We start from the raw sequence: 16059 nt of genomic DNA, 5'->3' as shown, positions 1-16059 counted from the left end.
ATGAAAACGAAATTACTATACGCTACACTTTTATTGAGTACTTTATCGGTTGCTCAACAAAACGAAATTACGATGAAAGATGCCGTTCTTGGATTAGGAACTAATCTTAGAGTTGAAAACTTAAACCAAGTACAATGGCTTCCTAACGAAGATGCTTTTACACAAAATGTAAAAACGAAATACGGAGAAGCTTTAATCAAGAAAACAGTTCCAACAAATAAAGTAGATACCATTTTCCGTTCAACTCAATTTGAAGGAAATCGTATTCCATCGTTAAATTGGATCAACAACCAAAAAGCTTTTTTCAATCAAAAAGGAACTTTCAAAACAGTTGCTACAAATGGACAAATCAATAATTGGATTAATATTCCTGCAAAAGCTGAAGATGTAGAATTTGATGCTGATAACAATCAAGCCGGATATACGATTGATAATAATTTATACTTTGTAGATAACACAGGAAATACTCACCAAATTACTAAAGATGGTTCGTACAACATTGTAAACGGTAAATCTGTTCACCAAAATGAGTTTGGAATCCATAAAGGAATTTATATTTCTCCGAAAGGAAATTATGTAGCATTCTATCGCATGGATCAGACAGTTGTGACGGAATATCCAATTATCGATTGGTCGGTACAACCTGCGGTAAATAAAAACATCAAATATCCATTTGCTGGAACAAAGAATCATACGGTGACTTTAGGTGTTTATAATCCGAAAACGAAACAAACTGTTTTCTTACAAACTGAACCTGAAAAAGATCAATATTTAACTTCTGTTACTTGGTCGCCAGATGAAAAACACATTTACATTGGAATTTTAAGCCGTGATCAAAAACACTTAAAATTAAACCAATATGATGCTACATCTGGTCAGTTCATTAAAACACTATTCGAAGAAAAAGATGATAAATATGTAGAACCTCAACACGAATTATATTTTATTCCAGGGAAAAATAACGAATTCGTTTGGTGGTCGCAACGTGATGGATTTATGCATTTATACCGTTTTGATACAAACGGAAAATTAATCAACCAAATCACAAAAGGAGATTGGATTGTAACGGATATCGTTGGACAAAATACGAAAGCGAAAGAATTATTAGTTGTAACAACAAAAGATTCTCCTAACGAACGCCACTTATATGCGGTAAATTGGGAAAATGGAAAGTTACGTAAATTAACAAAAGAGGCTGGAACACATAACCCTTCCGTTTCTACTTCTGGAATTTATGCCATTGATAATTGGAGCAGCGATACCACGCCTCGTAAAGTAGATGTGATTGATACCAAATCAGGTAGAATTAATAACTTATTGACTGCGAAAAATCCGTTAGAAGGATACAAAACAGCTAAAGTTGAAAACGTAATGCTAAAGGCTGATGATGGTACTGATTTGTACGGAAAATTAATCTATCCTAATAACTTCGATGCATCTAAGAAATATCCCGTTATCGTTTATTTATATAATGGCCCACACGCTCAGATGATTAGTAATCGTTTTCCTGCGTCTGGAAATTTATGGTATGATCATTTAGCTGAAAAGGGATATGTAGTATTTACAATGGATGGACGTGGGTCAGCAAATCGAGGATTAAAATTCGAGCAAGCGATTCATGGACAAGCAGCAACAACAGAAATGAAGGACCAAATGAAAGGAGTTGATTATTTAAAATCTTTACCTTTTGTTGATGCTGAACGTATGGGAATTCACGGTTGGAGTTATGGTGGATTTATGACAACTTCATTCATGTTACGCAAACCTGATGTTTTTAAAGTTGGGGTTGCAGGTGGACCAGTAATCGATTGGCGTCAGTACGAAATTATGTATACAGAGCGTTACATGGAATCGCCACAAGATAATCCAAAAGGTTATGAAGGGAACAACTTATTAACAAAAGTGAATAATCTACAAGGAAAATTATTAGTGATTCATGGTTCGTTAGACCCTGTGGTAGTTTGGCAACAATCGATGGATTTACTACGTGAATCGGTGAAGGCAGAAAAGCAAATTGATTACTATGTTTATCCTAATCATGAGCACAATGTCCGTGGCGCTGAACGTGTACATTTAATGCAAAAAATTACAGATTACTTTGATTTATATTTAAAACCAGAATCAACAAAATAAAACAGAAAAGCCTCGCAATGCGAGGCTTTTTTATTATCGATAATACTTTTTAAGTTTCAAGAATTGTTTTTCGAATATATGATACGAAAGTATACTACTAAGAATTGTAGCAACGAATGCAAATAAAGCAATTAGTAAATATTGATTTGTAAATTTATTGAACAAATTAATCCATATGGTATGGAATAAATACATTCCATATGTATACTTCCCTAAGCGATTTATAATATTGTGATCTGATATTTTTAATGCATTTTTTTCTGGTAATGTTAATGCTAATAATAAGATTGTCAATAAAGAAATTATTAATGGCTCAATAATCAAAAAATCTAATTTGAAATTAGGAATAAATAAAAGTAACGTAAGAATAAAAAAGGCTATTACTCTTTTAAGAATAGTAGAAAAAATAGCCAATTTCTCTATCCATTCTGGTTTAAACAATAAAACATATGCAAGTATTCCTCCAAAGGAAAAGTAATGAATATTAGTGAAAATATCCATATCAATGAGACCTATTTTATAATAAATTAATCTGGAAACAAAAGAAAAGAATATGCTACCTATCAAAAAATTAAGAATACGCTTCATTGGTAATAATAGAAATGCTAATCCCCAAATAATATAGAAATGCTCTTCTATACACAAGGACCACATCACTCGTAATGGTGATACATTTGCAAAACTATTAGTCAGCATCATTTGATAATTCTCCAAAAATAACAAAGGATATAACCAATTTGGTGCGTATCCATCTCCTGAAGAATCCATAGAAAGTACCTGGAGAATAGTTGGTGTTATAAAAGCGAAAAACACCATTGCATAATACAATGGCCATATTCTTAAGATTCTTCTCATCATAAAGTTCTTAAGACTAAATTTTTTTTTATTTAATTTTTCATGAAATAAAATATAGGTAATCAGAAATCCACTTAACAAGAAGAATATTTGCACACCAATACCTCCACTTTTTGTAATTTTAGAAAAATATGAATCTATACTAATTGGTAAATGATGAATAAATACTATAAAAAATGCATAAAATCTTAATGCATCTAACGTATGAAAATGTTTCATAAAATAAGAACTAAATAGACCTATTATGTGTCTATAAGTATAATTATTAAAATTTATATATAAAATTATTGTTCATTAAATATTGCTTTTTCTCCTGATAAAATAAAGATAAACTAAGCCTATTGTATAAATAACTATACTCGAAGTCCACAACCAATAACCTGATGCATACCCTGTTATTGTACCTACATGGCCTGCCTCATTTATTAGAGTGACATCAACACTTAGAAAATACAATGCGAGTAATGTTGCTAAAAGACTACAAATAATCTTACCATTAATCCTACGAAAAGGGAGAATCCAAGCTATAAATATTAATGGATTTGCCAGCCAACTCAATGCACATTCTTTTCCAAAAATAATCCCTAAAAATCCCATAAGCAAAGTACCTAAGCCATTCCAATAATCTCCACAATCATTATCAACACAGTATGTTTTCATTGGTAATGAAGCAATAAAGAAAAAAATACTAATACTAAGTAAAATAGCTTTTGGACTTCTCATTTTATTGAAATTTATTTCTTCGTGAACTCAAATTCTTGATCGCCTTGTTTTAAAACAAAGATTTTCAAATCTTCTTTGTAAATAATTTTAATTCCCCCTTCATCAAAAGAAAATGTTCTTTTACCTTCGTATGTTAATGGAAATGCTGGTTGATTGGAAGCTTGCGCCACCAGTTCATTATTTTCTAATTTTACAACGATTTCCATACCAATTTTTGAATTGCTAAAAGTTCCTAGAAATGCGTAAATATCAATTCTTTCATTTGAAACTTCTTCTTTTGTATCCATTTTAAATGAATTATTAGATACATCTGCATCAGGATAAGCACCTCTAGGATCTACTGTTACTGTGGATACTTCTTTGATTGTAGGAACATGAAAATTCCATTCAGTATTACGTTTCCAAACTTCAATAGGTAATTTTACTTCTTCAGATGTTCCATCAACAAAATTAATTTGAACGGTAGTTGGCATTGGTAATTGCCCAATATTCTCCACTGTTATATTAATTCCATTTTTATAATCTCCATTCTTGTACTTAACCTCTTTTACAGCTTGGTCAATTTTCCATTTATTTATAAACCATCCTCTCCAAAACCATGATAATTCTTCACCTGAAACATTTTCAATAGTACGGAAAAAATCCTCTGGTGTTGGATGTTTATATGCCCAATAATCAATATATGTTTTTAATGCTTTATCAAAACGTTCTTCACCAATAATATTTTCGCGTAATAATTTTAACCCCGCTCCTGGTTTATAATATAATAACGAACCTATATTACGTTCTCTCATATTATCAGGCTGTGTAGTAACAGGTTCTAAGTTATCATTGTTAAAAATTGGTGCCATTCTTTGTAGAGATTGCGCTCTAAAATATTCCCCTTGGTTAAAATTTTTAGTCGAAATATCATTTATAAATGTGTTAAAACCTTCATCCATCCAACCATGAACTCTTTCATTAGATCCTACAATCATTGGAAACCAAATATGCCCAAATTCATGATCAGTTACTCCCCATAAACCTTCTCCCTTTGAATTCATATGACAAAATACAATTCCAGGATATTCCATTCCACCTTCATTTCCTGCAACGTTAATTGCTGTTGGGTAAGGATACTCTGACCATTGCTGAGAATAATGTTCGATAGATGCTTTAGTATATTCTGTGGAACGAGCCCAAGCGTGTTGCCCATCACTTTCCACTGGATAAGCAGAAATAGCTAATGACTTCTTACCTGAAGGAAGATTAATCTGAGCCGCATCCAAGATAAATGAAGATGAGGACGCCCATGCAAAGTCGCGTGTATTTTTAATCTTAAATTTCCATGTTTTACTTTGAGATGAGGTTCTGCTATCTGCTTCTACTTCGGCAGCAGAACGTATTATAACCGTTTGATTACTATTTTTAGCTTTATCCCAACGTTTAAGTTGTTCCGAAGAATATACTTCTTTCGGATTTAGTAATTCACCTGAACCTACTACGTAATGATGAGCAGGCGCTGTAATCGTTGCAGTAACATCTCCATATTCTAAATAGAATTCTCCAGGTCCTAAATAGGGTAACGTATTCCATCCATGAATATCATCATACACAGCCATACGAGGAAACCATTGAGCTATTGTATATATATCCCCATTCTTTGTTTCAATAACGCCTGTGCGGTCTGCACCTTCATTAGGAACGGTATAAGAATATTCCACTCTAATCTTTGCCTTACCTCCTTTGGCTTTTAAAGCTTTTGCTAAGTCAATTTGCATTCGAGTATCATACACAGAGTACTTCACTGATTTACCATCTACTGTAACTGATTTAATCTTATATCCACCGTCAAAAGTAGAAGATGTATCACCATAACGACTACCCGTATTAGGTATTAAAGACGAACCTCTTGAATCTTTACTAAATAAATTTTGATCTAATTGTAACCATAGAAATTCTAAAGAATCGTAACTGTTATTGGTATAAATGATTTCCGAACTTCCTGTTAATTCATTTTTCTGATCATTTAGCGTAATATTTAAATTATAATCTGCTCTGTTCTGCCAATAATTATGTCCAGGTTTACCACTTGCAGAACGATAATCTGTTCCGTTATTTTGGTAAAAAAAAGGTTTAAAAGCTTCTTGGTAATTATATTTTGAAATTTCCTGAGCATCAATACTTACAGATAAAAGACCCACTCCCAATAGTAGCGGCTTTAAGAATTTATTATTCATTTATAGTAATTGTGTTATCTAGTGAAATTAAGTATATTTTATCAAACAAAAAATCCATTCAGTAATTGAATGGATTTTTTGTTTATGCTGTATAAAATCTTGTCGCTGAATCTATAAAATCATTGAATGATTTGGTAACTTGATCTTGTATCTTATTGGTTAATGGAAAAGGTACCATATGCGAATATTCAAAAGGGAAATCTTCTATTTGGACATCTATCTTTATATTTCTATACCCACCTTGTAAAGTATTTAGTGCTTCCATTGGTGGTGCTACTTCATCTTTTTCTAATACGTATGCTTTAATTTGACCTTCAAAATCTTTAATTCTTAATTCTCTTTCTTTTTGAAAATAATTATAGCGTAACATCATCTTAAACCAACTTTCCTGCTTATGCAATATTTGATCCTGAAAATGTCCTAATCTCGGATCGGATTTAAAATTAGAGCTTAATAATTCAGCAAATACAGTTTGCATTTTTATTGCCGCACGCGCATCCATAATATATTTTGAAATAGGAAACATACGATCTATCGTCATTCCTCCACAAAAACAAAATAACTTTGAGTTTTTAAAAACCTCATCTGGATCAGCCATTTTTAAAATCATGGATAAAAAAGAACCGATAGAATATCCGAATAAATCAATTGTAGAATGACTATTAATACTCTTAATTTGATTATTTCGTATATCATTTATAACAGAAATAATATCAGAATAAGTTTGAAAACCTGACCAAAAAATACGTTGCGGATGAGCTTCTAAACGAGAACTGATTGCAGCATTTACAAATGAGCAATCGGTATTATCTTTAAAATTTGTTTTTCTATAATTAGAAACTTCAGCCATTTGGCGACGATCAGACCAAATTTCTTCCGCTCTATTCATATGAAACGCTATAGGAAATAAGATAATTGCTTTATTTGTTTTTTGTGCCAATTCGTACGCCCATGGTAAGTATTTATCCCATTTTTTCTCATTTAATCCATGAAAAAAGATAATAGATCCTTCTACTTTATCTATATCAGCTCTTTTTAAAACATAGTAATCAAAATTCTTATTGCATTCAATTTCAAAATCTTTTACATCTACTGAAGGTAAATTATAGTGCGTGAACGATTCGTTATCGATGAAGTTCTTATCATGTTTTACACATTTATATTGTGGAGATCCATTTAAAAAATCTACTCTTTGAGAATTAAAATGAACGGTTTCTATCGTTAAGTTTAGATCATTAACGATTTCAAAAGGCTCCTTATGCTCAAAAATATTTTTCAAAACCTCATATAATTCTTTGTAATTCATGAGTTTAAACAATTGTGTGATTAATAATTACGATTAAAATACAATATCAATATTGATTGGTAAAATTAATAAAATATAAGGCATGCATAATAATAATCTGGCATAAAAAAAGCCCAACATCATGTTGAGCTTTTATATAGAATGAATAAATTCTTACTTTTTGTTAGCGTATAATACGGGATTTAAAGACTCGTCATTATACATTTTCATTTGTTTGTACACTTTCATGTATTTACTACCATTCTGGAAATCTTCTAATAACTCCTCTATAGCAATAGACATATCTTGGTGTTGTTGCTTTAAGATATCTAACTTAGTTTGGCAAGCTGCAATGTGTTCTGGGGTTGCATCAGTACGGTCAACCTCTTGTTGCATATGATAAACTTTTAACGATAGAATAGAAAAACGATCTACAGCCCAGGCAGGAGACTCTGTATTGATCTTAGCATCAGCTTTTACTTCTACATTAGCATATTGTTGTAAGAACCAACTATCCACATACTCTACCATATCCGTACGCTCTTGGTTCGACTTATCAATCCAACGTTTTAAGCTTAATGCTTCCACTGGATCAATTTGTGGATCTCTAATAATATCTTCTAAATGCCATTGAACTGTATCAATCCAATTCTTTTTATATAATAAATGTTCAATTAAGTTAGACTCATCGTATGGGTTTTCAATTGTTCTATTTACATCATCATAGATATGATAATCATTAATTGATTGATTGAAGATTTGCCAAGCTTTCTCTGTAAACTTCATTGTAAATTCTGCGTTTTATATTTAAAATAAAAGCATTGTAATTAAAAAGTTGTTTCAACTACAATGCTTTGTATATAATTAAAATTATATCTTAATTTTCTTTTTTAGGCTCATTGTCCTTCTCTTCATTCTTCGTAGCATCTTTGAATTCTTTGATTCCAGATCCTAATCCTCTCATCAATTCTGGAATCTTTTTACCTCCGAATAATAATAAGACTACGATAATGATAAGAATCCATTCTTTACCTCCTAACATTCCCATATTGTACTGATTTTAATGCAAATATATTTATTTTTTGTTACATTCCTGCTATCCAAAGTGCAGGATTTTGTTTAGTTGCTCCATTCCAAACTTGGAAATTCATAATCGTTTCACCATTAGGAGTTGTATCAATAAGCCCTAAGAGTTGTCCTCGCGAAACACGATCATCTTTAGCAACATTAACTGATGTTAAATTAGAATAAGTTGTAAAGTATGTTCCGTGGCGTACCAATACTGTCTTATTACCTCCCGGAATTTGAATAACTCCTTGTACAATACCTTCAAAAACTGCTCTAGCGCTAGATCCTTTTCCTGTAGAAATATCCACTCCACTATTTTGGGTAGAAATATTTGATAAGATTGGATGCGAGTTAGTACCAAAGTGGCTTACAACTTTTCCTTTTGCTACTGGCCAAGGTAATCTACCTTTATTAGCTATAAAATCACCTGATATTCCACCCACTTCTGGCGTATCTGCAAAATTCTCTGCCGGTTTTGGTGCATCTGCAATAACAACCTTTTCTTTTTCTGGAACTTTTGTTACAACTTTTGCAGCTGCCTCTGCTTTGGCCTTGTTTTCTGCTTCTACACGAGCTGCAGCAATTTTACGCTGATCTTCTTCTTTCTCAGCCTTTATACGTGCCTCTTCTTCAGCTTTTCGTTGAGCAATCAAACGTTGACGCTCTTCTTCAGCTTCACGCTCTAATTTTTCAAATTTTGCCACCTCTGTACGAGCTGTAGATGCAAAACTTCCTTTCGGATTAGATTTTAAGTAACCTTGGTAAGATGCTTTTGTATGTGTACTACGCGCTATATTCCACGCCTTAGCATCTGCTTCTATAGATGCAATATTTCTGCGTGCAGAAGTTGCATAATCTCCTTTCGGATTTTCTTTTAAATATTCATTATAAGCTGCAATAGTATTAGAGCTACGTGCCAAATCCCAAGCTTTTTTATCTTTTTCAGCTCTAATCTTAGCCTGACGAATTTCTTCTTCAATAATTGCCTTGATTTGACCATCAACTTGACGCTGTGCCGCTTCTTTAGCATTAATTTCTGAGGCTATTAGACCTTCATTCTTTTTAAATTCTTCAACAGCTCTTTGTTTTTCTAATCTTTCTTTTTCCAAAGATTGAGAAAATAATTGTTGCTGAGTTAAAACTCTTTCTTTGTCTTGTTTTGCTTTTTCCTTGGCTTTTTGTTTAGATCTAATATCAGTAGTTTTACCAATAATTTCCTCCGCTTGACCAAGTTGATAATCTGAATACTTTTCTAAATATTTAACACGGCGATAAGCTTCACCTAAACTTTTTGAAGATAGTATGAATAGGAATTTATTATCTACAGATCTATTTTTATAAGCCTTTACAAGTACTTTTTTATACTCTGCTTTTAAAACTTCTAGCTCTCTGGATAATTTGTTAATATCTAATTGAGTCAAATAAATTTCATCTTCAATAAAGCGTTTTTCCTTGCTTAAATTGTTAACTAATTTTGACTGTGTATCGATTTTTTTAGAAAGATTTTGCACATATTCTACATTCAGTTTTGATCCTTCTTGATTTTTTTTCAAGGTTTGACCCAACTGTAGAATTTCCTTTTTTAGCTGTGCATTTTGTTTTTGCAAATTCTCTTTATTATAGGGTGTTTGCGCGTTTGAAAACACAGATAAAGAGAATAATAGAGCGGTAAAAACAATCCTCATTATTTTATTTCTTTTTTCGTATACCCACTTGGAATTGAGAATGGTGTATTAGTTTCTTGATATGTAAAACTATTATATTCCAAATCCACTTGACGCGTTTTTTTATCTTTTATAATAATTTTAACATTTTTAGGAAACTCTTCCTCACCTACTTTTGTCCAGTTTGCATAATTGATAGTAACTTCCATAGTGCGTTTTGGATCTTTTAAATGAGCTTCTGCTAATCTAAAATTTTGATCAAATACGTATGTTTGGATATATTCTCCAGCTTTTGGCTGAGCTTGGATAGCTGAATTTTTATTGTAAGTTATAATATATTGATTATTTACAAAATTTGCCGTATAATCATTCGTATTAAAATCTACAAATATTTTACCTAGCATCAAATTTTGTAATTTTTGATAATCGATAAAATCAACCTTTAGTAATTTATTGGCTAATGAAAAATCTCCTTCGTAATAAGTTCCACCTAACTTTTCATACGCTGTAAAACCATTTGGAGTTATCAAAGCACGAGCGCCTGTAAAACCAAATTTTGTGGCGTTAACCCAAATCTTAGATCCATTATTTACAAAGATAGTTGCTTTTACATCTCCAGCTAAGCCTTCTAAATCTGCGGTAACTTTAGCTTGTATCGTTAAATCTTTAAACTTAGATTTTTTAGCTATTGTTTGATTAATAATTTTAGAGGATTCTGAAACAACTGGTGTTGTTACCTCATCCTTTACAACTTTAGATGTGCTACAACTTACTATGGATAAGGATAATCCTAAGATTAAGGCTAATTTTTTCATATGTATATTTTAAGCTTCTTGAGATTTGAAATCTAATTCAGAATAATCTCCTAAAGAAATACTACGAGAAACTCCATAGTATTTGGCATTATTACCAATCATCGTATCTGTTAGATTTGCGTTTGCAATTATTGATTTTTCTTGAATCAATGAATTGTCAATATTTGAACATTCAACTTTTGTTCCATTTCCTAAAGATACATTAGGTCCAATTTTAGAATTTTTGATTACAACAGCATCTCCAATAAAACAAGGTGGTATAATCAAAGAATTTTCAATTGTAGCATTAGGGTTAATTGCTGTATAATCTTCTTTATCTAAGTTTAATATACGTGAGTTGGTGTCTACTGTAACAGCTTTATTACCACAATCCATCCATTCATCTACTTTACCTAAAGTAAATTTATCACCTTTAACGCGCATACTTTCTAACGCATCAGTTAATTGATACTCACCGCCTGTAGTAATGTTATTATCGATGATATGCTCAATTTCTTTGTATAATTTTTGACCATCACGGAAGAAGTAAATTCCAATAATTGCTAAATCTGAAACAAATTCTTGAGGTTTTTCTACAAAGTCTGTAATAACTTCATTTTCATCCAATTTAACTACTCCAAAAGCAGATGGGTTTTCTACTTGTTTTACCCAAACTACACCATCTGATTCCATATCTAGTTTAAAATCAGCACGGAATAATGTATCTGCATAAGCCACAACTACTGGCCCTTCTAAAGCTTCTTTAGCCATCCAAATAGAATGTGCCGTACCAAGTGGTTCTAATTGATGACAAATAGTTCCTTTAGCACCTAAATTTTCCGCAATTTTAATTAAATCCGCTTCTACTTCAGCACCAAAATCCCCAATAACAAAGGCAATTTCTTCAATTTTCTCAGAACTTACCTTAGCAATATCTTCTACTAATCGATGTACGATTGGTTTTCCAGCTATAGGAATTAGTGGTTTTGGTGTTGTTAACGTATGTGGGCGTAAACGTGACCCACGTCCAGCCATTGGGATTATAATTTTCATTTTATATTTTTGTTAAGTTAGTTCTTATTTTCCTGTACTTCCGAATCCTCCTTCTCCTCGTTCAGTTTCATCTAGTACTGTTACTTGTTCCCAAGTAATTGTCTCGTGTTTAGCGATAACTAGTTGCGCTATACGCTCTCCATCTTCTATCGTATAGGTATCGTTAGAAACGTTAGCGATTATTACACCTATTTCACCACGATAATCTGCATCAATAGTTCCAGGAGAATTTAAACATGTTAAACCATGTTTTAAAGCCATTCCACTTCTTGGGCGCACTTGTGCCTCATAACCTGCAGGTAATTCAATAAATAATCCTGTTGGGATTAATCTTCTTTCTAATGGCTTTAATTCTATAGGAGAATTAATATTAGCTGTCAAATCCATTCCAGCAGATAACGCTGTTTTATATTCAGGTAACGCGTGTTTTGACTGATTGATTACTTTTACTTTCATGGGATTTATTTACGTATCAGTTTTTTAAATGTTGCTTTTTCTGCAAATATTAGCAACGCAATGTACGAGATTAATAAAAGATTACCAATAATCAAATTAGAGTCTAATACATAATAATTAAAGCAAGCCAAAGTAACGGCAATTGCCATATAAATTAAAATTTTACCCGTTTTATAAGGTATTTTATACGATTTTTGACCCCAAATGTAGGAAATGATCATCATCGTTCCATACGCAATTAGAGTTGCCCAAGCCGATATCATATATCCAAATTTTGGTAATAAAACCAAATTAAGTATAACTGTAATTGCTCCACCGATTAAAGAAATTATGGTACCAATATTGGTACGATCGGTTACTTTGTACCAAGTGGAAAGATTATAATAAATTCCGTAAAATAAATTCGCAATCAAAATAATTGGAACAATATCCAAAGCAGTCCAGAACGAGGATTTTGGAATAAATAATTGTTTAATCCAACCTATATTGGCCAAAATAGCAAGGATAACAATATTACAAATAATACTGAAAAAGAATAAGATATTCGCATACATCTGTTTGGCATCCTTATCCTTTGCTACTTTAAAAAAGAAAGGTTCTATTCCCATGCGGTAAGCAGTTACAAAAAGCGTCATTAAGGTGGCTAATTTGTAACAAGCTGCATACGAACCTGCATCAGCCTCACTAATTAATTGACGCTGAACCAATTTATCAAAATTCTCATTCAAAATAAATCCTAAACCAGCAATCATAATAGGATAACCGTAAGAGAACATCTTTTTAAGAATTGCTTTATCCAATTTAAATTGCACTTGTCGTAATATCCCAATCAGTAAAACTAAACCTAAAATACTCGCAATTAAATTAGATATAAATGGATAAGAAATTGTGTTTGTAAACCCTAAATCTACCATAAAGTCAGTAGAAACATAATACAACAAAAAGATAGTAAGAGCCGCCTGAAAAACGTTCTGAAATACTTTTATGGCAGAATAATAAATTGGTCGGTTGGTAAAACGTAAAACCGCAAATGGTATAACACAAATAGTATCAAAAAAAGCAATCCATCCAAACCACAGTAAATATTCCGGATTTGCTGTATAATTTGCAAAATCTGCTAATGGCTGAAGAAATGCATATAAAAACACCATCATCAACGTAGATGTAATGGTCATAAACCAAAAAGCTGTATTTAAAACCTTTTGATACAATCCCTCTTCTGTGGCATATCTAAAAAAAGCAGTTTCAAATCCAAAAGTTAAAATTACATTCAAAAACGAAACAGCTGCATACAATTGTCCAAAAATAGAAAAATCCGTTTCTGCTGTTTTCCCAATTATAAAAGGGTTTAAGGCAAACATAATCAATCGGGGCAAGATTGATCCTATACCATAAATAATGGTTTCACTAAATAATTTTTTATACAACTTGAGGCGTTTTTTATAATTTTCAACTTCTTTTTAAAAATACAAAAATACGTATTCTACAAATTCCGTAACTTTGTAAGTTCAATAAAATTATACATGATTGAGTTATCAAATCGTAAAGTTGGATTAATCGGGAATGGAAGCTGGGCAACTGCGATCGCAAAAATGCTTAGTAAAAACCTAGAATCATTCAACTGGTGGGTAAAAGATGAGTATGTAAAAGACAGTATTATTAATAATCGTCATAATCCAAATTATTTAACAGATGTAGAATTTAATCCCAACCGATTAAATATTTCTACTAATCTTAATGAAGTAGTAGCCAATTCGGATATTATATTTATTGTAGTTCCGTCTATTTATGTCGAGAACTGTTTGAGTAAATTAACGATTTCTCTTAAAGATAAATTTGTTGTCACTTCTATCAAAGGAATTGTACCTAATCATTACAAAGCAGTGGGACAATATTTATTTGATGAGTTTAACCTAAAACAAGATCAATTAGGAATTGTTTCTGGACCATGCCATGCAGAAGAAGTTGCTTTAGAAAGACTTTCATATTTAACGATTGCTGCTTTAGACCAAAATAAAGCTAAAATTGTAGCAGATTGTTTAAACTGTGATTTTATCAATACAAAATTATCGAACGATATTTTTGGTACAGAATATGGCGCAATCCTAAAAAATATATATGCTATTGCAGCAGGTATAGCTCATGGATTAGGATATGGAGACAACTTCCAAGCAGTTCTGATGAGTAACGGAATTAGAGAAATGAATCAAATTCTGAAACAAGTTGATAAAACAAAGCGTAAAATTAACGACTCAGCCTATTTAGGAGATTTATTGGTGACTGGTTATTCTAACTTTTCTAGAAACCGAATGTTCGGAAATATGATAGGAAAAGGATATACTGTAAAAGCTACTATTATGGAAATGAATATGGTTGCAGAAGGGTATTATGCGACAAAAGGAATTGCTATTATGAACAAAGATTATAAAATAAAAGCACCTATTATCCATGCAGTATATAGTATATTATATGAAGGTACAAATCCTGCAAAAACGATAGAAAAATTATCTAAAAAATTAGATTAAAATGATAAAACAAGATTTTATTTCAAAATATATTCAGGAATTGGCTAAAACATTAGCTAAAATTATTTCGTTAGAAGCTGGAAATTCAGACGAAGGATTTTTGATTATTTTTAATCAAATGTTACAATCTTATTATAAAATTGATGATAATCAATTGAATATTTTATTGGAAGAAAATCAAGAAAGAGATCAATTCTTATTATCAGACGAACTCCGAAAGAAAAATATCCTAACATTTTTAAAAGCTACTGCACTATTCCTTAGAAATAATAACCAAGCAAAAGCAGAAAATAGTTTTAGAATTGTAGAGAGAATCCAACAAACAAATACAGGTATTTTTCAATTCCCTACGGAAGAAGATCAAATCATATCAAAAGAATACAACCATATTAAAAAGAGAATTAATTTTTAATTAAATAAGTTTTACTTTAAAAAGGGCTATCAGAAATGATAGCCCTTTTTTTATTTAAATATCAATTATATTCAAACAGTTAACCGATTAAACATAACTAATTAATAATCAATTAACACACCTTTAATAGGTATTGTTCTATTTATTAATAATATTTATATTTGTAAATTATTTTTGCACGAAACAACAACACTTTAAACGATATGAAAAACCACCTATTCCTATTATGCGCTGTATTGCCTATATTATCATTTTCACAAGTAGGTATTAACACCATTAAACCAAATGCATCATTAGATGTACAAGCAAATGCAACAACAGTAAATATCCCGGATGGAATAATTGCACCTCGACTTACAGGCGAACAACTAAAAGCGAAAGATAGTGCATACAATAGAGACCAAATAGGAGCTATGGTATATGTAACCCAAGGACTAGTGGAAAACGATCGTGTAGGAAAAACAATTAAAGTTAAAAATCCTGGGTATTATTATTTTGACGGAGAAATATGGCAAATAATTGAAATTGGAAAACAAGCACAAGATTGGTTTTATATGCCTTCATTTAACTTAGATATGGGTACGATAGGACAAAAAACAGTTAACTTGTATGAAAGTTATCGTTCTCAATTTGTAAATGATTCATCAAACTCTACACGCTTTTTTTCAAGCAACTCAACAACAACATATGTTTCTAATTCAGAGCAGACTATTTTTGAAGCAAACGAATTAGAATATATTGTTACATATTATAACGATTCATACCTTACAATTAATAGTATTTCGGCAGATGGCATGATGACTTATACTGTAAAAAACACCAATCCTCCTGCGAATTCTTTTATCAATATTATTTTAAAACCTTTAAAATAA

15 protein-coding genes are annotated in these 16059 nt (G+C 31.4%); 4 read left to right on the top strand and 11 right to left on the bottom strand.

Features of this window, described 5'->3' with window-relative positions:
* Entirely contained in the window at window positions 1-2133 is a 2133-nt protein-coding gene (locus IM532_RS05175; protein ID WP_194182378.1) for a S9 family peptidase, read from the top strand.
* 33 nt (window positions 2134-2166) lie between these two features.
* Here the strand turns inward: IM532_RS05175 and IM532_RS05170 are convergent, their stop codons facing one another.
* From IM532_RS05170 to IM532_RS05120, 11 genes are all read right to left on the bottom strand, one after another.
* On the bottom strand, window positions 2167-3207 hold the full coding sequence (locus IM532_RS05170) for an acyltransferase family protein (protein ID WP_194182377.1): 1041 nt from the start codon (window positions 3205-3207) through the stop codon (window positions 2167-2169).
* Between the two features lie 75 nt (window positions 3208-3282).
* Window positions 3283-3711 carry a hypothetical protein gene (locus IM532_RS05165; RefSeq protein ID WP_194182376.1) on the bottom strand — a complete coding sequence of 143 codons (429 nt, stop codon included), beginning with the start codon at window positions 3709-3711 and terminating at the stop codon, window positions 3283-3285.
* Window positions 3712-3722: 11 nt separating this feature from the next.
* Window positions 3723-5930: a M1 family metallopeptidase gene (locus IM532_RS05160; RefSeq protein ID WP_194182375.1), complete on the bottom strand. Its 2208-nt coding sequence runs from the start codon at window positions 5928-5930 to the stop codon at window positions 3723-3725.
* A gap of 82 nt (window positions 5931-6012) precedes the next feature.
* Window positions 6013-7236 (bottom strand): DUF6051 family protein, encoded by a 1224-nt coding sequence (locus tag IM532_RS05155; protein WP_194182374.1) that lies wholly within the window; start codon window positions 7234-7236, stop codon window positions 6013-6015.
* Window positions 7237-7389: 153 nt separating this feature from the next.
* Window positions 7390-8001 carry a DUF4254 domain-containing protein gene (locus IM532_RS05150; protein WP_194182373.1) on the bottom strand — a complete coding sequence of 204 codons (612 nt, stop codon included), beginning with the start codon at window positions 7999-8001 and terminating at the stop codon, window positions 7390-7392.
* A 91-nt stretch (window positions 8002-8092) separates the two neighbouring features.
* Complete coding sequence (locus IM532_RS05145) at window positions 8093-8263, bottom strand: twin-arginine translocase TatA/TatE family subunit (protein ID WP_194182372.1); 171 nt, start codon at window positions 8261-8263, stop codon at window positions 8093-8095.
* Window positions 8264-8300: 37 nt separating this feature from the next.
* Window positions 8301-9968 (bottom strand): murein hydrolase activator EnvC family protein, encoded by a 1668-nt coding sequence (locus IM532_RS05140; RefSeq protein WP_194182371.1) that lies wholly within the window; start codon window positions 9966-9968, stop codon window positions 8301-8303.
* Window positions 9968-10762 carry a DUF4292 domain-containing protein gene (locus IM532_RS05135; protein WP_194182370.1) on the bottom strand — a complete coding sequence of 265 codons (795 nt, stop codon included), beginning with the start codon at window positions 10760-10762 and terminating at the stop codon, window positions 9968-9970. Before IM532_RS05135 ends, IM532_RS05140 begins: the two co-directional genes overlap by 1 nt.
* Window positions 10763-10771: 9 nt before the next feature.
* Window positions 10772-11794: a sugar phosphate nucleotidyltransferase gene (locus tag IM532_RS05130; RefSeq protein WP_194182369.1), complete on the bottom strand. Its 1023-nt coding sequence runs from the start codon at window positions 11792-11794 to the stop codon at window positions 10772-10774.
* A 24-nt stretch (window positions 11795-11818) separates the two neighbouring features.
* A complete protein-coding gene (gene dut / locus IM532_RS05125; protein WP_194182368.1) occupies window positions 11819-12250 on the bottom strand; it encodes a dUTP diphosphatase in 432 nt (143 codons plus the stop codon).
* A 5-nt stretch (window positions 12251-12255) separates the two neighbouring features.
* Complete coding sequence (locus tag IM532_RS05120; RefSeq protein ID WP_194182367.1) at window positions 12256-13677, bottom strand: lipopolysaccharide biosynthesis protein; 1422 nt, start codon at window positions 13675-13677, stop codon at window positions 12256-12258.
* Window positions 13678-13773: 96 nt separating this feature from the next.
* On the opposite strand from IM532_RS05120, the gene IM532_RS05115 reads away from it, so the two are divergent.
* From IM532_RS05115 to IM532_RS05105, 3 genes are all read left to right on the top strand, one after another.
* Window positions 13774-14775 (top strand): NAD(P)H-dependent glycerol-3-phosphate dehydrogenase, encoded by a 1002-nt coding sequence (locus tag IM532_RS05115; RefSeq protein ID WP_194182366.1) that lies wholly within the window; start codon window positions 13774-13776, stop codon window positions 14773-14775.
* Window position 14776: 1 nt separating this feature from the next.
* Window positions 14777-15187, top strand: coding sequence for a hypothetical protein (locus IM532_RS05110; RefSeq protein ID WP_194182365.1), 411 nt, complete (start codon window positions 14777-14779; stop codon window positions 15185-15187).
* A gap of 203 nt (window positions 15188-15390) precedes the next feature.
* Window positions 15391-16059, top strand: coding sequence for a hypothetical protein (locus IM532_RS05105; protein WP_194182364.1), 669 nt, complete (start codon window positions 15391-15393; stop codon window positions 16057-16059).

The organism is Faecalibacter rhinopitheci (assembly GCF_015234135.1).
Classification (GTDB): Bacteria; Bacteroidota; Bacteroidia; order Flavobacteriales; family Weeksellaceae; genus Empedobacter; species Empedobacter rhinopitheci.
Note: the sequence above shows the minus strand (reverse complement) of the source record. Positions and strands in the feature narration are given on the sequence as shown.